The organism is Streptomyces sp. NPDC001508, from assembly GCF_040298665.1.
Taxonomy (GTDB): domain Bacteria; phylum Actinomycetota; class Actinomycetes; order Streptomycetales; family Streptomycetaceae; genus Streptomyces.
On sequence record NZ_JBEPAP010000104.1, the window covers coordinates 1 to 19,963 of the forward strand.

11 protein-coding genes and 4 pseudogenes are annotated in these 19,963 nt (G+C 70.3%); 10 read left to right on the top strand and 5 right to left on the bottom strand.

What is annotated here, in order from left to right; translation table 11 throughout:
• Nucleotides 1-479 precede the first annotated feature (479 nt).
• Together ABT245_RS44110 and ABT245_RS44115 are read right to left on the bottom strand one after the other, a co-directional pair.
• Nucleotides 480-3,263, bottom strand: a complete 2,784-nt coding sequence (locus ABT245_RS44110) for a SpoIIE family protein phosphatase (RefSeq protein ID WP_502982321.1) — start codon at nt 3,261-3,263, stop codon at nt 480-482.
• Nucleotides 3,264-3,641: 378 nt separating this feature from the next.
• Nucleotides 3,642-4,745, bottom strand: a complete 1,104-nt coding sequence (locus tag ABT245_RS44115; RefSeq protein ID WP_351746312.1) for a transposase — start codon at nt 4,743-4,745, stop codon at nt 3,642-3,644.
• Nucleotides 4,746-5,220: 475 nt separating this feature from the next.
• On the opposite strand from ABT245_RS44115, the pseudogene ABT245_RS44120 reads away from it, so the two are divergent.
• From ABT245_RS44120 to ABT245_RS44150, 7 genes and pseudogenes are all read left to right on the top strand, one after another.
• Nucleotides 5,221-5,518: pseudogene (locus tag ABT245_RS44120) on the top strand (transposase); the annotation flags it as partial.
• A 164-nt stretch (nt 5,519-5,682) separates the two neighbouring features.
• Nucleotides 5,683-7,608, top strand: a complete 1,926-nt coding sequence (locus tag ABT245_RS44125; RefSeq protein ID WP_351746315.1) for a hypothetical protein — start codon at nt 5,683-5,685, stop codon at nt 7,606-7,608.
• On the top strand, nt 7,605-10,610 hold the full coding sequence (locus tag ABT245_RS44130) for an ATP-binding protein (protein ID WP_351746318.1): 3,006 nt from the start codon (nt 7,605-7,607) through the stop codon (nt 10,608-10,610). Before ABT245_RS44125 ends, ABT245_RS44130 begins: the two co-directional genes overlap by 4 nt.
• Nucleotides 10,610-12,568: a hypothetical protein gene (locus tag ABT245_RS44135; RefSeq protein ID WP_351746321.1), complete on the top strand. Its 1,959-nt coding sequence runs from the start codon at nt 10,610-10,612 to the stop codon at nt 12,566-12,568. Before ABT245_RS44130 ends, ABT245_RS44135 begins: the two co-directional genes overlap by 1 nt.
• 103 nt (nt 12,569-12,671) lie before the next feature.
• Nucleotides 12,672-14,351 carry a hypothetical protein gene (locus ABT245_RS44140; protein WP_351746324.1) on the top strand — a complete coding sequence of 560 codons (1,680 nt, stop codon included), beginning with the start codon at nt 12,672-12,674 and terminating at the stop codon, nt 14,349-14,351.
• A 52-nt stretch (nt 14,352-14,403) separates the two neighbouring features.
• Nucleotides 14,404-14,547, top strand: coding sequence for a hypothetical protein (locus ABT245_RS44145; RefSeq protein ID WP_351746327.1), 144 nt, complete (start codon nt 14,404-14,406; stop codon nt 14,545-14,547).
• A 108-nt stretch (nt 14,548-14,655) separates the two neighbouring features.
• Nucleotides 14,656-15,381: pseudogene (locus ABT245_RS44150) on the top strand (CU044_5270 family protein); the annotation flags it as partial.
• Between the two features lie 1,354 nt (nt 15,382-16,735).
• Here ABT245_RS44150 and ABT245_RS44155 read toward each other — a convergent pair.
• Nucleotides 16,736-17,059, bottom strand: a complete 324-nt coding sequence (locus ABT245_RS44155) for a hypothetical protein (RefSeq protein WP_351746330.1) — start codon at nt 17,057-17,059, stop codon at nt 16,736-16,738.
• A 404-nt stretch (nt 17,060-17,463) separates the two neighbouring features.
• On the opposite strand from ABT245_RS44155, the gene ABT245_RS44160 reads away from it, so the two are divergent.
• Nucleotides 17,464-17,673: a hypothetical protein gene (locus ABT245_RS44160; protein ID WP_351746332.1), complete on the top strand. Its 210-nt coding sequence runs from the start codon at nt 17,464-17,466 to the stop codon at nt 17,671-17,673.
• Between the two features lie 23 nt (nt 17,674-17,696).
• On the opposite strand, the gene ABT245_RS44165 is transcribed toward ABT245_RS44160, so the two are convergent.
• Together ABT245_RS44165 and ABT245_RS44170 are read right to left on the bottom strand one after the other, a co-directional pair.
• The gene (locus tag ABT245_RS44165) at nt 17,697-18,731 is read right to left on the bottom strand and encodes an enolase C-terminal domain-like protein (RefSeq protein WP_351746334.1); all 1,035 of its coding nucleotides are present in this window, start codon (nt 18,729-18,731) and stop codon (nt 17,697-17,699) included.
• On the bottom strand, nt 18,701-19,276 hold the full coding sequence (locus ABT245_RS44170) for a hypothetical protein (RefSeq protein WP_351746337.1): 576 nt from the start codon (nt 19,274-19,276) through the stop codon (nt 18,701-18,703). Before ABT245_RS44170 ends, ABT245_RS44165 begins: the two co-directional genes overlap by 31 nt.
• Nucleotides 19,277-19,396: 120 nt before the next feature.
• Here ABT245_RS44170 and ABT245_RS44175 point away from each other — a divergent pair.
• Together ABT245_RS44175 and ABT245_RS44180 are read left to right on the top strand one after the other, a co-directional pair.
• Nucleotides 19,397-19,591 (top strand): annotated as a pseudogene (locus ABT245_RS44175) (helix-turn-helix domain-containing protein); the annotation flags it as partial.
• A gap of 79 nt (nt 19,592-19,670) precedes the next feature.
• Nucleotides 19,671-19,868 (top strand): annotated as a pseudogene (locus ABT245_RS44180) (Scr1 family TA system antitoxin-like transcriptional regulator); the annotation flags it as partial.
• Between the last annotated feature and the right edge of the window lie 95 nt (nt 19,869-19,963).

Genomic DNA, 19,963 nt, shown 5'->3' on the forward strand with positions numbered 1-19,963 from the left:
CCGCGTGCCGCGTGCCGCGTGCCGCGTGCCGCGTGCCGCGTGCCGCGTGCCGCGTGCCGCGTGCCGCGTGCCGCGTGCCGCGTGCCGCGTGCCGCCCAGAGATTCACGCCGTACGACTGTGAATGGCTCACCGGCATGAAGCGGCCTGGGCAGGGTGGGCCGCACGGCGAGGTTCCTGCTGTCGGACGGGTCCTTTCCGTGTGGCCTCCCTGCGAGTGAAGTAGGCCGCCGGCGAGGTGCCTCAACCGTGTCACCCGCACACAAGAGGCTCTGGCTCACATCCGGTGGTACGCCTTGTGCCAATGGTCACTGACGGCAAGGCGCGCAGGTCGAAGGGGCATATGGGGGTTGTCAGGCTGGATTCTCGTCCCCGCATGCAGCGACAGTGCCCGATCACGAGCTGCATATTTCAAGGCTTGGACGAAGTGACACACGGTTACCACCAGGTGTGAGCCAGAGCCGCACAAGATCCGCACCCGCTAGAGATCGGCCCATTGGCCGAGAAAGTGCTCTGCCAGGTCGGTGCCGGGCTCGCGCTGACCGTTTTGGAGGGATTGTTCGGCCCAGATCACTTTTCCGCGCGGCAGGTAGCGAGTGCCCCATCGTTCGGCGAACTGGGCGACGAGGAACAGTCCGCGGCCGCCCTCGTCGGTGGTGGCCGCTTGTCGTAGGTGCGGTGAGGTGCTGCTGCCGTCGGAGACCTCGCATATCAGTGCGCGGTCGTACAGCATGCGGACCCGGATGGGTTGCCTGCCGTAGCGGACAGCGTTGGTGATCAGCTCACTGAGGATGAGCTCGGTGGCATATCCGATTCCCTCCAGCCCCCAGCCGTCCAGGGTGCGTGCGCAACCGGAGCGGATCGGGCCTACGGCGGCCGGATCTGAAGGCACTTCCCATTGGGCGACTCGGTCCGGGGCGAGCAACCTGGTACGGGCCACAAGCAGCGCGACGTCGTCGCGGGGACGGCCAGGCAATACGGCGTGCATCACGGCAGCGCAGGTCTCCTCTGGACCGAGGTCTGCACCGGTGGTCAGAGCGGAGCGGAGTAGCTCCAGGCCGGTGTCGATGTCGCGATCGCGGTCTTCGATGAGCCCGTCGGTGTACAGCACCAGGCGCGACCCTTCCGGCAGGGTCAGCTCGGCTGTCTCCACTGGCAGGCTGCCGGCGGTGCCCAGCGGTGGAGAGACGGGCACGTCGGGGAAGGAGACGGTGCCGTCAGGGAGCACAAGGGCCGGTCCGAGGTGGCCTGCACTGGCCACCGTGGCCCGTCCCGCAACCGGATCGTAAAGCGCGTACAGGCAGGTGGCGCCTGTGACGCCGCCACCCTCGCCGTGTCCGTCGGCGTCGCGACTGCCACCAGCTGTCGCATCGCTGTCGATCCGGCTCACCAACTCGTCCAAGTGCGCCAGAAGCTCGTCAGGAGACAGGTCGAGCACCGAGAAGTTGTGGATCACAGTGCGCAGCCGGCCCATGGTGGCGGCCGCATGCAGACCATGGCCGACGACGTCCCCTACGACCACCGCCACCCGCGCACCCGGCAGTGGGATGACGTCGAACCAGTCACCGCCCACCCCGTCCCGTGCGGGCAGGTAGCGGTAGGCCACATCAAGAGCGGACTGCTCGGGCATCCCACGAGGCAGCAGGCTGCGTTGCAAGGTGACAGCCATCGTGTGCTCACGGCTGAAGCGACGGGCGTTGTCGACAGCCACCGCGGCGCGGCCCACCAGCTCTTCGGCGATCGAGACGTCCCCCTGTTCGAACCGCTCCGCCTCCCCGGACCGCAAAAAGGTGGCCACTCCCATCAGCACACCGCGTGCACGCAGCGGCACCACGATCATCGAATGCATACCGAAGGCGACGAACTGCCGGGCCCTTTCAAGATCGTGCTCCTGCCATCCGGGGCAGGTGGGCAGGTCGGCCTCCAGTACCTGCAGCACCGGCTCCCCGGTGCCGAAGCCGACCGCCTGCGGTGTGGCCGGGCCGAACTCGATGAGACGTCCGACCGGGTATAGAGGGTGCTCCTCCCGAATGCCGCTGACAGCCGTGCGCCGCATCGTCGTGCCGACTGGCTCACCCCCCTGGAGCACCGCTTCGACAAGGTCCAAGGTCGCGTAGTCGGCGAACCGGGGAACCACGAAACGTGTCAGCTCCTCGGCAGTCCGCACTACATCGAGGCTCGTGCCGATCTCCGTCCCCGCGTCACACAGCAGTCCCAGACGACGCTGCGCCGCAGCGGCTTTGCCCGACAGGGCCCGCAATTCGGTCGTGTCGCGGACCGTCACGACGCTCCCGGCCCGGCCGCCGTAGGGGGCGGTCTGCCGCGCGTTCGCCACCAGCAGACGATCGCCCGCTGCGAAGACCTCGTCGGTGGTCACCCGGCCGGAAACCAGCAGCTCGGTGATGGGCGGGGACAGACCCAGGTCGGCGACGTTGCGCCGTTCGGCGTCTGCGGGCAGGGCCAGCAGGCGCCGCGCCTCGTCGTTGGCGAGGTGCAACCGCCCATCGCAAGCGACGATGAGCACACCCTCCCGTACAGCGTGCAGCACCGCGTCGTGGTGCTCATACATACGCCTCAGCTCGGCGGGCTCCAGACCGTGCGTCTGCCGTCGCAGCCGACGCCCCACCAACGCCGTCCCAGTTGATATCAGCACTAGCGCGCCACCAGCGGAACCAAGGAGAACCGGAAGCTGTTGCACCACCCTCGCATTCACGTGCTTGACCGTGATTCCCACCGACGACAACCCGACAACCTTGCCGTTTGTGTCGAAGATGGGAACGGTCGAATCTACGGTCAGCCCTACGGGCGTGGTGGCCGTGAGGGTCTGGGCATGTCCGGCAAGTGCTTCCGCATAGGGACCCATGATGTGTTTGCCGATCAGATGTGGGTCGGGATGGGTCCAGCGGATGCCGGCCGGGTTGTACACGACGATGTAGTCGACCCCCGACCTGACACGTGCCTCCTCCGCGTGTGGCTGCAGCAAGGCGCTGGGGTGGGCAGACTTCACGGCGGCCAGCGTCCCCGGGGCATTGGCGAAGGTTTCGGCAGCCACGAGAGTGCGCTTCCTCGCCTCCTGCAAGCTCGACCTCTGAGCCTGCAGCACGAGAGCAGCCAGGGCGCCCAACACGAGCAGCACCACAAGCACCAGCTGCAACACAAACACCTGCCCCGCGACACTGTGCGGGAGTAGCGGGAAGCGAGGCCGTTGCCCCGACGGCGACTCGGCGGGGTCCCCCCGTGTCGACGACGAGCCAAAAAACCTCATCATGGGGCATTCCTACCACTGGCCGTGTCCTCAGGTCGACATGCAGCGGCCCATGCAATCACCCGGGATCCGTATCATCAGCGTGTGATCAGGGGTGCAACGAAAGTCCTTGCATCCCCAGCTCAGTGCGGGTGGAGTGCGTCGTGCCGCTGGATGCCCACCGAAGCCAGGCCCTGTCCGGCCTGCCCGTCGGCGCCTGCCTGCCCTCGGTGATCTACGGCTTCACCCTGGACAAACCGGCCGCAAGCTCGGCGTCAACGCGGCCGCCGTCTTGACCGTCATCGCCCGGCGAGGCCGGGGCGGGGGCGAGCTGGCGCGTGCGGACGACGGGCTGCGTGGGCTCCGGCGGGGTCTGCAAGAACGCCGCCAGGACGTTCGTCACCGCGCGGGCGTGCTTCGCGCCGAAGTCGTCCCGGTCGAGGCCTTCGTTCCTGCGGTGCCGGCGGGTGGGGTTGCCCGGCAGCGGCCCGCTGACCGTGAACTGGTGTTCACGGGTGGCTCGTTCCAGGTGGACGAGGGAGGTGTAGCCCGCTGTCGACCAGGTGCTCGGCGGGCAGCAGTCCGCGACGCGCCAGCCGGGTGTGAATACCGGGCAGGGCCTGGGCGTCGTTGGTCGCGGCCAAGGCGGTGGCTCCGTCCCTGATCACGTTGACGCTGTCGGAGGCGCATGTCTCGGTGACATGCGGCGAAGCCCTTCCAGCGGATGATGCGCCCATGGCGGACGTAGCGTGCCGTGATGTCGTTGGGGGAGACGATCGCCGAGGATGAGGGCGGCAGTCCGCCGTCGTCGGCGGTGCGCCGGCGCAGGCGGCCCGTCGCGTCGCGGTAGTAGTTCTGCACGAGGATCTGCCGCAGGGCCTCGGCCTGCGGGCCGGGACGATAGCCCGGGCCGTGTTGGTGGAGGTGTTCCAGTAGTCGGCAGGCGTCGTCGCCGGCGGAGAGGATCCTGGTCCTGGGCCGGGTGGGGTTCTTGCCCAGGCGGACCGGACGGCCGTAGCGGCGCCCCCACTCCTCGTCGACCAGGCCGTCCAGCAGATGCCCGGCCATGCGGGCGACTTCCTCCAGCGCGGCACGGACGGCCTCGGTGACCAGTTCCAGCCGGGTCAGGTCGCGCACCGCGGCCAGGACGTGGGTGGAGTCGGTGCGCTGCGTGGTGCGCTCGCGCACGAGTCCGGCTTCCTTCAGACGGGCCAGCGCCAGATCGAGAAGTCGGTCGGCACGGTCGTCCTGGGCGAGACGCTCGCGGAAGTCGGCCAGCACACTGTGGCGGAAGCCGGGATCGTCCAGCTCCATGGCCAGGGCGCACTTGAAATCGATGCGGCGGCGGACGGCGTCTGCCGCCTGACGGTCCGACAGACCGAGCAGGAACCGCAGCACGCAGACGGTGGCCAGCTGGGCGGGCGACAGACCCGGGCGGCCGTCGCGCGGGTGCCAGGCGGCGAAGTCCTCGTCGTGCCACAGCCCGTCCAACCGGTCCCGCACCCATATCGCCGTCCCTCCGTCCGGATTGCTCGCCCGCGCGATCTGCGCAGTCAGAGAAGGGACTTGCTCACCGGAACGCGGACGGAGGGACAACGCACACCCCAACAGCCAGATCGGCCTGCGGAACACCACCGAGCATGCCCGTTGATCATGTCGTTGCACCGGAAAACACCAAGATCCCCGACAGAGTCAAGCTAAGAGAGACCGCACGGAGTGCCAGGTCTCAAGCCGGCGCTTTGCTCGTTCAGAGCTGCGTTGGGTGAGGAGTGATCCTCCCAGGGTTCCTGCGACGCCTGCCACAGCGATGATGACTGAGCTGAGATCCACCGACGCCCTCCGCAAACTTCTTCGGCCTCGTGCCCGCTGCACGTGGCCCGGGCCGTCAAGTTTGCCGTTGCTCAGTGCGCCGGGGTTTGGTGCCGTGCTTGTAGCGGGCGGGGCGGGGTACGCCTCGCCAGCGGTAAGCACTCTGCCCGGCGCCCGGGTCGCAGAGATCACCGGCATGCCCGACCTGAGCACCCGGCCCACGGGCGTGCGGCTGATCGTCCGCAAGGAACGCCCGCACCCCGGCGCCCAGCTGCGCCTCACCGACATCGACGGCAACCGGCTCACCTGCTTTGCGACCAACACGAAAGGCGGCCGGCTCGCCGACCTCGAACTGCGGCACCGCAGCGCGGGCCCGCTGCGAGGACCGCATCCGCGCCGCCCGCGCTACCGGCCTGCGCAACCTGCCCCTGCACGACACCGCCCAGAACCGGATCTGGCTGGAGATCGGCCGCCGCTCGTCGACGCGACCAAGCCCCGGCCTTTATGTGACGATGCGTCAACGTCGGTCATTTATGGAGGAGTTCCAGCCAACCCAGCTCCCCTCCGGTCGCAGGAGCTGACAGGTGTCACCCGTGCGGGCACAATGCTCCGACATCGGACGGGGGTCGTGATGAGTGCTGCCGAAAACGCAACCGAACTCAGAGGCCGAGGCGACCGGAGCGGCCCGGGAAACCCGCAGGCCTCGGGGAACTCCGGAGACCCAGAGGGCCCGGCGGACCAGGCCGCGGCGGAACTGGCACTGCGCGTCTTCACCGGGGAGGAGCGCTGGGGCTGGGAGTTCGTCCAGCCACCGGAGCCGCCGGCCCACCGCGACGCCCAGAACCCGCCCGTGTACAAGGAGCCCTCCGACGCCGAGGTGCGCTCTATGCAGGAGCGAGCCATGAGCGGCCGCAACACCTCCGGCTTCGGCTGTCTGACCCTGCTCGTGGGCGGCGCGGTGTTCGCGGCTGCGGGCGTCGGCGCAGCAATCCTCGTCGTGGTCCTCATCATCGTCCTGATCAGCACGACCTCGCCCAACGCCAGGCTGCGAGCCGCCGAACGCCGCCTGGAGTCGGAACGGGAACGCGCCCGGCACGACCACGAGGCTCGCAAGAAGGCCTGGCAGGGCCGACTCGCCGCCCACCGCGCCGAACACCTGCGCCGCAATGAGGAACTGGACACCTGGTACCCGATCTCCCTCGCCTCCGGACCCAGCCGTATCGACGTCTTCGGCGGCACGGGTAACGGCTGGGCCAGCCTCCTCACCACCCTGGGCGGACCGCTCCTCTCCGGCGGCCAGCCGGTCGTCGTCCTCGACCTCACCCAGCAGGCCGTAGCCCTGGAACTGGCCGGGCTCGCCGCCCGGCGCGGCGTCACCGTCGGCCACGTACCCATGCCCGGCGCCCTGCTCGACATGGACCTGCGCCAGGAGTTCACCTCGGAGGAACTGGCGGAGACGCTGGCCGAAGCCCTGGGGACCATGCGCCCGCCCGGCGCGGACATCGACCTTCACACCATCGACGTGGACGTGATCCAGACCGTCACCGACTTCCTCGAAGGACCGGTGACCTTCGCGCGCCTCGCCGCCGGGCTGCGCGTCCTGCTCCGCGTCCACGACGTCGACCCGCAGGCACCGGGCGCGCTCAGCCCCTCCGAGATCGAGTCGATCACCCAGGCCATCGACCTCGTCGGCCAGGGCGAACGCGTCCAGAACGAGCTCCGCTACGTACGGGCCCAGACGGAACTGCTGACGAAGGCGGAGGCGGCCGACGCGCCCGACACCCCCGCGTCCGCCTGGTGGAAGCCCGGCAGCCTCACCGTCGTCACGACTGAGGACCACGTCCACCGGCGCAAGGATCTCACCGACCGCTTCGTCTTCTTCCGGCTGCTCCACGCACTGCGCAAACGCGCGGTCACCCCCGGCTCAAGCACGCTCGTCGTCGCGGGCGCCGACCACCTGGGCCGCGAGGCCCTGGAAACGATGGCACGCCAAGCACGGACCGCCGGAGTGCGGCTCGTCCTCCTCCTGGAACACCTGCGGGAGGCCGCCGTCCAGGTCGCCGGCGGATCCGACAGCGCGACGGTGTTCATGCGCCTGGGCAACGGCGAGGAGGCCAAGGCCGCCGCGCAGTTCATCGGGCAGGAGCACACGTTCCTTGTGAACCAACTGACCCGCCAGGTCGGAGAAACCCTCACGGAGGGGCGCGGCACCAGCTCCAGCTACCAGCGAGGCGTGTCCGACACCTCGGGCTTCAACCGGGGCGGCGGCAGTTCGGGCGGCAACTGGGGGAGTTCCAACTCCTTCTCCACCTCGCTCTCGCGTAGCTGGCAGGACTCCATCAACACCTCGACCGCCCGGTCGACCACGACCGGCGAGAATGTCAGCCGCGTCTACGAGTTCACGGTCGAGCCCACCCAACTGCAGGCCCTGCCCATGACCGGACTGGTCCTCGTCGAGGCGGGCCCGAGCGGCCGACGGGTGGTCTTCGGGGACTGCAACCCGGGGATCAACTTCCTGCCGCGACTGTCCGCGCGACCGCGCCCAAGCCTGCCGTGACACTGGCCGCCGGTTCCCAGGACGGGCCCGCAGGACTCGCCGCGTACCGCTTTCACCAACTGCTCACCGTGCCCCGCCGGCCGAAGGACCCCCGTACCGAGGACCGTACGGCCGCCCAGCTGACCGCAGCGGTGACGGCGGCCCATGCCGTGCTCGGCCACCGCGGCGAAGGCCGGCCGACGGGGTTCGCCGCCGCGTGGGTACGCCCTGGCCCGTACCGGCCGATGCACTTCCTCGTGGGCGGAGCCCCCTTCTTCCCGCCCGCCGGGGAGCAGCCCCACGGCGCGGCCGAACGCCCGCTGAGCTATCCGCCCGGCGCGACGGCCCGGGACGTTCCGCCCGGCGAGGCCGCCGCACTACTGGAACGTATGCCGTACTGGCTGCCCTGCCTCGGCTCCCACGACGCCCTGCGCATGGGCAACGACGAACGCGCCCTGCCCACGGAACGCCGTGGATCGTTCGACGACGCCGTCGCCCACCTCCCGGACGCCTTCGCCTGGCTGCTCCTGGCCGAACCCCTCCCGTACGAGCGGCTGGAACAGGAGCGCGCCGCGCTGTCCGTACAACTGCCCCGGCTGCGCCAGCGGGAGAATTCCGCGGCCGACCGGGTGGCGGCAGAACGGGCCGAGGCCCGCTACCGGGAGCTGACGAGGGCGCTCGCCACCGGGGTGTGGAACGTCCGCGTACTGGTCGGCGCCGAGCGGCCCGAGTCGGCGCTCGCCTCGGCGGCACTGCTGTGCGGTTCGGGCGACCTGGACGATCTGCCGTACGTCCTCGTACCGGCGCGACGAACCGCACCGCTCGCCGAGGCGCTGACCGCGCTCACCCCGGCCGCCGCCGGATCCGGACCGCCGGGAGCCACCCCCTTCATTGCCCCCGCGGAGCTCGTAGCGGCGCTCGCCCGGCCGCCGGAACGGGAACTCCCGGGCATCCGCACGGTGGCGCCGAACCGTTTCGACGTCACCTCCGACGACACGGCAAAGTCCACGGCCGCCGACGGCTTCCTGATCGGCGACATCCTCGACGAGTCGCTGTCGGCAGCGGGCCGGCTCCATGTGCCGCGCTCGACCCTCAACCGGCACGCCTTCGTCTGCGGAGCCACCGGTTCGGGCAAGTCCCAGACCGTACGGAGCCTGCTCAGCGCTTTGTCCACGCACGAACGGCCCGTCCCTTGGCTGGCGATCGAACCGGCCAAGGCCGAGTACGCGCGCATGGCCGGGCGCCTCGGCGCGGCGAACGTACCAGAGGGTGTGCGACGGGTCACCGTGATCCGGCCGGGCGACGTCGACGTCCCGCCCGCCTCGCTCAACCCGCTGGAACCGGAGCCCGGTTTTCCACTGCAGAGCCATGTGGACCTCGTACGGGCCCTCTTCCTGGCGGCCTTCGAGGGACACGAACCCTTCCCCCAGGTCCTGGCCCGGGCGCTCTCCCAGTGCTACACGGAGACCGGATGGGACCTGGTAACCGGCGAGCCGCGCCCCGCCCACAAGCCGAAGTACGTGCTGGACGAGCCCGATGTGCCCCGGACGGGGGTCTACCCGACCCTCGGCGAACTCCAGGAGACCGCCCGCCAGGTCGTCGAGACGATCGGATACGGCAGGGAGGTCACCGCCGACGTACGGGGCTTCGTCGACGTCCGCATGGGCTCGCTGCGGCAAGGCACACCGGGCCGGTTCTTCGAGGGCGGCCACCCGCTGGACATCGCCGGCCTGCTCTCCGGGAACGTGGTCCTCGAACTCGAAACGATCACGAACGACCAGGACAAGGCCTTCCTCATCGGGGCCGTGCTCATCCGCCTCGTCGAACACCTGCGGGTCCACCACGGCGCGGGAGGGGTGCCGCTGCGCCACGTGCTCGTCGTGGAGGAGGCGCACCGGCTGCTCAAGAACGCCGAGGACGGCCCCGCGGCCGCCGCCGTCGAACTGTTCGCCTCGCTCCTCGCGGAGATCCGCGCCTACGGCGAAGGCGTCGTCATCGTCGAGCAGATCCCCAGCAAGATCCTCCCGGACGTCATCAAGAACAGCGCGCTGAAGATCATGCACAGGCTTCCGGCAGAGGACGACCGCCAGTCCGTGGGCGCCACGATGAACCTCCAGCAGGAGCAGAGCGAGAACATCGTCGCCCTGCCGCCGGGGCGCGCCGCCGTGGCCTTGGACGGCATGGACCGGCCCGTCCTGACGGCGATCCCGCACGGCGAGCACGACGAGAGCACCAAGGGGGCCTGCGGACAACCGCCGCTGCTCGGCAGCCGCAGCCGCCTCTGCGGGGCCTCCTGCCGCAGCGAACCCTGCACCCTGCGCACGATGAACGACTCCCACCACCGCTCCACGGAGCCGCTCCACCTCATCTGGGTGGAAGCGGCTGCCTGCGCCCAGGCGATGGGCATGGCCGCCCCCGATCCGGCCACGAGCGTACGGGCGGCACTGACGGCGCTCGCCGCGCGCGATCTGGAGTGCACCCTCGTGTACGCGGCGGAGCGCGCCGTCTTTGCGCGGGACGCCCTGATGCGCGACGAGGTCGACCCGGCGGACTTCGCGGAGCGCCTGCACGCCGTACTGTCCGCCGAACTGCTGGGCACGGAGCCGCCGCCTGCCGCGGACCGGTGCCGCTACACGTACGCCAACTACCGCTTCCGGGACGTACTGGAAGCCATCCAACGCGCCCGGAAGACCGCCCCGGACGGGCCCCACAGCTATCCGGAACACGAGGCCGAATGGGCGTCCCGCGGCCTGGTCCTGACCGGAACCTCGGGCGCCGACCACCGCCTCCAGGTCCGCGCCCTGCCTGGGTACGGCCCGGAGAAGGTGCACGCCCGAATCGGCGACGTGGAACGCAGCGGTCTGCGTGACGCGGTGGCGGCGGTGACGGGCGGTACGACGGAGGAACACGTGCGGCGGGCCTTCGCTCTGGCCTGCGAGGAGGGCCCGCGGCTGCGCGCGGTGGTGGCGGAGACGGCGGCACGAGTGGCGCAGGTGTGCGCCGGGGAGACGAGGGCCCGCTGATGAACGAACTCGCAGGCGCGGTCCCCGACGCCCCACCACCTCCTCCGCCGCCCCCGCCTCCGACGGACGCGCGGGCTCTCGAAGACGGAGACGTGCCGGACGGGTCCGACGAGCACGTCGAGGCGCCGCAGGAGTCCGACCAGGAGGGGGCGGACGACACTCAGGACGGCGACGTCCCGGAGCCCGCCCCCGAACGTGACGAGCCGCTGCCGCCCGCTGCTGAATCCCCGCAGGACGGTGACCCCACGGCGGACGAGCCGGATCCTACGGAGCCGCCGGAGGAGACCCCACCGGAGGACTCCCCACCGGAGGACTCCCCACTGGACATGGATCACCCCGAGCCTGAGCAGGTACCAGACTCAGAGCCAGAACCGGAGCCTGAGCCTGATCCGGAGGCTGAGCCCGAGCCGGAGGCTGAGCCTGAGCCTGATCCGGAGCCCGAGCCCGAGCCTCGGCCGGAACTCGAACCCGAGCCCGAGCCCGAGCCCGATCCGGAGCCCGAGCCTCGGCCAGAACCGGAGCCTGAGCCCGATCCGGAGGCTGAGCCTGATCCGGAGCCCGAGCCCGATCCGGAGTCTGAGCCGGAGGTTGAGCCTGAACCTCGGCCGGAACCCGAACCCGAGCCTGAGCAGGAATCGAAGCCTGAGGCGAAACCCGAACTCGAACCCGATCAGGAGCCTGAGCCTGAGCCCGGTCCGCAGTCCGAAGACGTCCCGGAGCCCCGGCCCGAGGCTGAGTCCAAGGCCGAAGAGGAAGAGGTACCGGGGCCCGGGGCCGACAGCCGATCAGCGGAGGATGCGCCCGACAGCACCCGGCCGGGCGACGCGGAGGAAGACCGGTCCGAGTCGCCTGATCAGGCCGAGGCCGAGAACGCGCACGCGGAAGGGGACGGTTCGGACCACGTGTCCGTTGAGCCTGCCCGGCCCGCGCCGTCGGACGTACTCGACCAGGACGACCCGCGGCAGCCGGATGCGGCGACTGAGGCCGACGAACTGGGCGAGCCCATGGTGTCGGCGGCCGAGGCCGGGGCCAAGGCCGGTGCCGCCGTGGTCGAGGCCGCCGCAGGGCTTGTGGGGCAGGCCACCAACGCCTTGGACGAGGCTGCCGCAAGCGCATCCTTCGAGGCCCGAGCCGATGCCGTTCGTACAGGGGTTGCCGGCGACGGGCCGCAGGACACGCGATCGGACGCCGTACCGCCGGAGAAGGGCACGACGCCGGACGGTGAGGGGGCGGACGGTGACCCTCCCGTGGCAGGTGCGGAGGAGCACGAGCAGGCCGGGGTGGTCGGAGAGCAGCGCCCCAATCCATGGCTCAACCTTGGACGTCCACCGACGGACGCGGCAGCGGACGGCGGGGACAACAAGGTTCCCCCGGACGGTCCGAGCGGTCCGGATGAGCCCGACGACGACCCTGACGACGGAGGCGCATCGGGCGAGCACCCGTGGCGCCAGTTCTTCCGTCCCATGCCCGCCGGATCCGGCGAGGCCGACGCCGGCGACACCCCTGCCTACCCCGGTGCGCCGCCCCGCGACGACAGGGACGGGGAGGATCGGTCCGACGTAGAGACGAAGGAAATCAAGATCGAGGGGTTCAAGCTCGAACCGGATGCTGAGCGCATGCGCGGGGCCAACATGGCCCGAGCCATGGAGGCCCAACAGGCGTACGAGGCATCGCGGGAGGCCCGGGACCAGGAGGGAGCGGACCGGGAGCAGGAAGGCCGGGAGGGAGCGGATCAGGAGCGCGAGGCACAGCGGGAACCGAGCGCACGGGACCTTGAGGCAGCGCGCGTGGCGGAGATTGCCGCACAGGGCCTTTCGAACGTCCGCGACCCGAACCGGGCCGCTGTGAACCGCGTGCGCAGCATGCCCGACGTGACGCCAGAGGTCACACAGGCCCTGCGAGGGAACCTGGAACAGCGACGGGGGCTGGGCCTCAGGAAGGACTTGGGCCTGGAATGAACGGTGGAGGCTTTCACGTCGGCCTGCGTGGGAGGGCCGCGGCTGCGCGAGGTGGGGGTCAGGACGGGGGCGCGGGCGTGCCCCGACGGGAGGGGAAACGTTCATGAGTGAAATCAGTGACATCTCCGACGCGCCACCGCCTCCGCCGCCGCCGGTCGACGTGGAGGCGTCCGGCGACGGGGACGTGCCGGAGGAGGGCGACGCGGGCGCCGACGTGCGGAACGTCGGACAGACGGGGGCGGACGAGGTAGGGGACGGCGACGTCCCGGAGCCCGAGCACACGACAGACGTACAGGCCACTGGCGCCGCGGAGTTGACGGACGGCGACGTCGGCGTGCGCGAGACGAGGGTGGAACAGCCCGCGGTCGAGCCGGCGTCGGCGGGTCAGCAGCCGCCGGGCGGCACCGAACCACCACGACCGGTGGCGTCCGGGGACTCTGACAGGCCGGAGTCCCCCGACCTGCCGGACCCGGGGGTGGTCGAGGAGCAACAAGAGGATCCGAGGCTTCCGGATTCCCCGGCGGCTTCGGATCCGGTGGCGATCGAGGACTCCCCGACACCGGTGGACCACGTGGCCCCGAGTCCGAGGCCGGATCCGAACCCCGAGCCTGAGGGCACCCCGGTCGACCCGGCGGACGACCCGTCCCAGGGTCGGGAGGCGGCCGAAACCATCGAGCAGGTCGAGGCGGCGGAGGAGGCGCAAGTCGGCACGGACGAGGCGCAAGTCGGCACGGAGGAGGCGCAAGTCGGCACGGAGGAGGCGCAAGTCGGCACGGAGGAGGCACAAGTCGGCACGGACGACACGTCCGCCGGAACAGCGCGGCCCGATCAGTCGTACGGGCCCGAGGAGGAGCCGACGCCCCTCGAACAGGCCGACGCACAGCAGCCGCCCGCCCCGGAAGCGAGTACGGATACGGATACGTTCCCGGACCAGGACCGCACAGGGGCGGGCGAAGCCGACCAGGCCCGCGCCGCCGACGCCGTCCCTGTGCCGGACGGGCCCGACGCCGGCGCCGACGACAAGGCAGAGCCTGCCGAGGTATCGGGGCATCCTGCGGAGGCGCGCCTCGCCGCAGATGTCGAGGAGTCGTCGCCGGAGGCCGGGAGCGCCGGTCAGCTCGTCGAGGGCGCGGAGTCCGACGGGGCGAGCGGCACTACGGGGGACGCCGGGCTGGAAGAAGGGGGCGGCAACGCCGTAACGGAACCTGCCGGCGGTGACGCCCGGCCCCAGGAACCCCAAGACGAAATCGCCGTACGCGACACCCAGGTGAAGGGGGAAGCCGACGGCCGTCAGGGAGATTCCGGGCAGCCACCCCGGAGCATTCAAGAAAGAATACGCCAGGCGGTTGGAGCCGCGAGAAACTGGGCGAACGACACTTATCTCGGGCGCCGTTTGGCAGGACGGCCCATGGAGCCCTGGAAGAGCAATCGCGCCCTGCACCGGAGCCTGGATGGTGTCCGCCCCCCAGAGAACGCAGTGGTCGCCGACCTGGAAAAGCTCGGCCGAGGAAATGGCACCATCGGGTACAAGGACGTCAATGCGAAGCGCCGGTCGGATGTCGATCTGATCAATTCAGTTTTCGCCCCTCGTGATGGGCAGTACATATCGACATACGTTGACAATCCGGGCGTGATAGGGCAGGGAAATCACAGGGCCGAGGAACTGCTGAAGCGTGCCAAGGACCCGGACAACAAGAACGTTGAAATGACCACGCCGATATTCATCCACCGCGTCGGGGAGACGGAGACGGGGGCAGGGACGGAGCCGAAGGAGCAGGCGTGAGGGGCGGCCGGCAGCAGGGCGGTCGTGAGCCGGCCGACGGGTGTTCGGGGGAGTGGAGCGGTGGGGGTGGGAGTTCGCCGCGCCGCCCGGCCCCATCACGGATCTCGCGCGGCGCGTGGTGAGCGACGCGTACGTCGTCCTGGCCCGTGCGGTGTCCCGGCTGGACGTGGTGCACGGGTGGCTGCTTCCGGCGTAAGCACGGCTGCTTGCCTGGTCGGAGGCGATGTGCGGGACCGGTGTGACGTGGATCACTGGAACTCGTCGGCACTCACAGGCAGTTCTGGACGTGACCACCGATGTGCGAACCAGGGTGCGGACCGGAGATCCTGATGCCTTCGCGGAACTCTTCGACGGGTATGCCCGCGCGGTGTACAACCACGCCTTCCGGTACATCGCTGCGAAGGTGGCCGGCACCTGCCCCCGGACCACCGACAACAAGACCACGGTGGTCAGCCAGGAGCTGCACTCCCGCCAGGTCTGGAACTCCCTCGATGGCAAGGACGGCTGGCTGATCGAAGCGGGCGAGACGAGCGACGAGGGCATCACCCTGTCCAGCGACGTCCCGTTCAGCCCGGCCTATGACGCCCTGGTCAAGCTGCCCACCGACCCCGGCACGCTGTTGCAGCGGATCTACCGGGACTCGGACGCCGAACGGGACCACGAAGTGCCCCGCGACCAGGCGGCCTTCGTCACCATCGGCGATCTGCTGACCGAGAGCTACCCGCCGCCCGGTCTCGCCGCCGCCCTCTACAAGGCCGCGGCCAGGATCCCCGGGGTTGTGGCGGTGGACGACGCGGTCGACGCCGTGGGCCGTCACGGGGTGGCGATCGCACGGCAGAACGACGCCGACGGCGGGCGCACCGAGGGGATCTTGGACAAGAAGACCCTGGAGTTCCTCGGCGAGCGCAACGTGGTGGTCAAGAAGGTGGCGGACAGCCCGTTCAAGGTCGGCACCGTCACGTTCACCAGCGCGATCACGCAGCGCACGGTCGTCGACGCCAGCAAGCAGGTTCCGGGGCAGGCCAGTTGATGCGCATCGGTTCCTCATCAGCGGCGCTGGCCGTCCTACTGATCGCAGGAGTGATGACGGGCGTCTCGGTGGCGGACACCGGCACGGGACTCGGGTTGCGGACCGCGGACGCGGACACGGTGCCTGCTGTCGGTACGCAGCTCGGGTTGCGGACCGCGGACGCGGACACGGTGCCTGCTGTCGGTACGCAGCTCGGGTTGCGGACCGCGGATGAGGTCACCGCGTCTGCTGACGGTACGGGGCTTGGCGTGCGGACCGCCGGGGCGGGCGCCGGATGCCGGCCCGGTTCGTCACCCTGGCCACCGGGGTCCGGATCCGGCTGGACGTCCGGGGCAGGGTGACCGGCTCGCAGCGGGCACCGGGACGCGAGGACGTCCCGGTGCCCGTCCGATGCCTCGGCGGCGGACGGTACGCCGTGCCGGCCGGCGCCGCCACCCGCATCGGCCAGGACACCCCGGACAAGCGGCTGTTCGACGTCAGCGGCCTGATACCCGCCGGATACGGCGACGCGCGACACCGGCTTCTCCGGCACCGGCTCGACCGCCGACAGCGCGCTCAAGCCGGATCTCACCGCGCCGGGCGTGGACCATCGTCTCGGCGAAGGGGGCACACGGCGAGCTGGGCGATCGGGACAGCGGATCAAGCAGGCACTGACCGCGTCCACTGCCCCGACCGCCGGCCTGACCGGCTGCCGGCGGGGGGAGGGGGCCGGGTCGCGGTGGCGCGGACCGTGGTGAGCGAGCAGACCCCGGTGTCCTTCGGCGGGCGGCTGTGGCCCTACGCCGACGACCGGTCCGTCCGGACAGTCCGCGCCCGAGGGCATGGTCAGGCTCAGTGCGCCGTACACGTGCGCGAGGCAATCACACGATGGAGCAATCGAGCTGGATTGCCCGGCCGTCGGGACGGAAGACGGCGGTACCGGGGCCCCTGTTGCTCTTTGGATTCGACACCCACGAGCTGTTCAGGAGGCGGCCGCTGAAGTGGCAAGGGGATGCGGTGCCCGCCGTCGAGTTATGGCTCGGGCGGCGGTGATGATCGGCTCAGTGCAATGATGCCGGTGCTCACCGCGAAGAGGATTGCCGCCAGGACCATGGCGCCCCCCGCTCCCGCTGCCCCCGCGAGCGCCGCAAGGGTAATGGCGCACAGGATCTCACCGCAGTACTCGGCCTGCGCCAGGAAGGAGTGCGTCGTGGCGCGGATGTCACTCGTTATTGCCCGCACGTCGAGGCGCCGAAGGAGTCCGACAAGGGTCTGCTGGGCAGCCGTGGCCGGGCCGTCTGACCGGCATGTGTACAGCTGCAGCCCCGAACTCCCTGCTCAGGCGTTCGAGGCCGCAGTCGTTCTGGCAGGAAGGTCAGCCGGCGTTCGGGTCCCTGCCAATAAGCTGGGACAGCAACTCAACGATCTGCGCCTGATTGCGGTCGATTCTCTCACTCAGGCCGCGGACGTCGCCGGCAAGGTCAGTCACCTTGGTATCCAGGTTGCCGACCTTCTGGTCCAGGTTGCTGACCTTCTGGTCCAGGTTGCCGACCTGCAGGCGCAGCGCCGTGAGATCGCTCTTGACGATCCCGAACTCCCGGTCCGTCCTCTCCGTCACTTCTTCGAAACGGCGGGTGAGGGCAGCGATCTCGGCCTGTGCGATGGGGTCCTCGGGCACGCGGGTCTCCTGCCAGATCATGAAGTAGGACGGTCGTCAGTGGTCCTCCACGATATCGCGGTCGTCGCACGCCGCTGCCTTGCTGCCGTTTTCCCCCGATTGGTGCACGAGCTCTGTTCAGCCGCAGTATAGGGGATCGCGCGGGGCACGGCGGTCCGGAAGGCCGTCGTCGCCTTGTGCGGTGCCCGGCTGTCTGGGCAGTGGTGGATGAGGACGGTTGGCTGTGTCAGCCCCACTGGCAGCTCCCAGAGGGCCCGGCTCGGGAGTGTCGGCATCGGCGGACATAATTCTTCTGTGGACCTGAGACCGGAGTGGTTGCCCCCGCCCGTGAGTCGGCAGCGGCTGGACGAGTTGTGCGCCGAGGTGGAGCGGATCGCTGACCTGCTGCAGGCCCGCCCGGAGGCGGTGGTGAGGGCCTGCCCGTCGTGGGCTGCGGGCAGGTCCTGGCCGGGCAGCGGGGACAGGACGGTGACGTCGTCGAAGGTGAGGATCCGTATCTGCAGGCGGTACGGCACCGGGGCGTCGCCGAGGACGAGCGTCGCGGTGAGGAAGGTGGCGTGGCCCGTCAGCCGCTCATCGAGGACGAACAGATGCGTGCGGCCGCGGCGTTCCTGCTGCGTGCCAGTAACCGGTAGGTCGCCGGTGCTGACCGGTGCCATCAGCAGCGTACCTCCAGCCCCAGCCCCAGCCCCAGCCCCAGCCCCGGTCTCTCGGGCAGGGTGGCCCAGCCGTCTTCCGGCACGACCGTGCCCGACAGGACTTGCTGCCGCTTCGGCTCCCAGACCACCTGGTACTCCACCGGCCCGGCCAGGTGTGGGAAAGCCGCGGCGACGTGCAGGGCGGGCAGGAACGCCCGGCCGTGCAGGTGGACCGGCGCGCCGGCCTGCTCGGCCGGCGTCATCCAGGTGCAGGCTTCGGTGATACCGCCGCACCGCGCCACATCGAAGGTGAACGCGGTCGGGCGCAGCTCCAGCAGTTCCCGGGCGGTGGCCGCGTCGCTGAGGCGTTCGCCGAAGGCGACCGGAAGCGTGCACTGTGCGCGCAGTTCGCGGTAGGCGTCCTTCTCGGTACGCGGCAGCGGATCCTCGACCCACCGCACGGCGCCCGGCGGCAGCAGGGGCGCCAGGCCGGCCGAGGTCTCCACGTCCCAGGTGCCCAGCGCGTCCAGCGCGACAGGGGCGTTCGCCCAGGAGGCGGCGCGGCCGGCCAGGGCAGCCATCTGCTGCACGTTCCGGCTGCGGCGCATCGACCATTTGGTGAACGCGGATCCCTGGGCGGCGGTGCTGTGTACGGCCTTGGCGGCGCCATCGTGCTCGAGGTCCAGCAAGAGCCATGATCCGTACACCGGCACGCGGGATGCCGGGGTGTCGGTCAGCAGGGCGGCCACGGGCAAGTCGGTGAGCTTGCCGTGCAGATCCCACACCGCGCAGTCCACCGCGCCCGCCGCCCAGCGGCCCAGGCCCGCTCCGTGCGGGCCGAGTCGGGCCAGCAGCCGCGCGAGGAGCCCGGCGTGGTCCGACACCCGGCAGCCGATGACGGTGCGGCCCAGCCCGTTGGCGACCAGCGCGGCGGGCAGCTCATCCACCGGCCCGAAGACTCCGGTCTTCCCGGCCGCCCTGGCGACGACCGCATGTCGGCTGCCGCCCTCCTGGAACGGGCCGGTCACCGACTCGGGCAGACATACGACGCGCACGTCGTCGATGACGGCGTCAGCCGCGTGTCGAGTAGTTCCTGGCCCGCGTAGGTGAAGGACCACAGCGGCCGGTAGCACTCCCAGCCCACCGGCCGCAGTCCGGTCGGCGCCATGGCCTGCTCGATCGCCTGGCGGGCGGCCAGGTAGTAGTCGAGGGTCTCGGCTCCCGCCACCCGCAGGCCGGCCACCAGCGGGGTGTGGGCCTGGAACACCTGGAAATTCGGGAAGCAGGTCGACACCTCCGCCATCGCCCCGACGCCTTCGACCATGCGGTCCATGGGGTCCAGGCCGACGATGTACGTGTAGGACGTGTCCAGTCCGCGGGCCGTCGCGCGGGACAGCAGATCCGGCATCTTCTCCGGCAGCAGGCTGGCCTTGGTGTCCTTGAGCATCACCGGGGGGCGGGTGAAGCACTCCGCGGTCAGACGGAGCACGAACGGGGTGACCTGCTCGGCCAGGGCGTCGAAGGCCGCGTCCGTGCGCAGCGGTCCTCGCCCATCCGCGGATCGGCGGCTGCCTCCAGCGTGTTGGGGCAGAAGGCGCACCCCACGCAACGGCTGCGCGCATTGGGGTTGAGGGTCGCGGCGCGGCCGTCGTTGCGGAAACAGCCGCCGACTGCCTCGTCGGCATCGATCCGTTCGACGTGAGAAACGGAAGGCGGGGCTGTGGTCGAACCGACACCGAGGCGGCGGCAACTCGGAGTTGTCCTGCGACAGCTCCGCGAAGAACGGGGCTGGACCGGAGAGGAAGCCGCCCGAAGGCTCGGCTACAAGTCCCCAGGCACAGTCAGCAAGATCGAAAAAGGCACGCAGGGCGTCACCATCCAGCAGCTGCCCAACATCTTCCAGGCCTACGAAATCGACAGCCCGGAACTGCAGGAGGGGTTGCTGCAGACCCGGGCCTACGCCCGAGCAGTCGTCGAGGCGAGCCTGGAAGACCACCGAAGACATCGACCACTTCGCCGACCTCCGCATGGAGCACCAGGCGAAGATGACCGCTCGTACGCCGCCGCTCAGGATCTGGGCCGTCATCCCCGAAGGCGTACTGCGGCAGGAGGTTGGAGGGCGCCCCGTCATGCGGGAACAGCTCCAGCACCTGGCCGCGCTGGCGACAGACGAGCCGAACATCACCATTTAGTACTCCAGCTGTAGATCGTGATCTTCATGTCTGGGATGCGGCTTGTCGCTGGTAATGACTGGTTCGTGATCGCGCCTGGTGACGGCGTCGCCAGG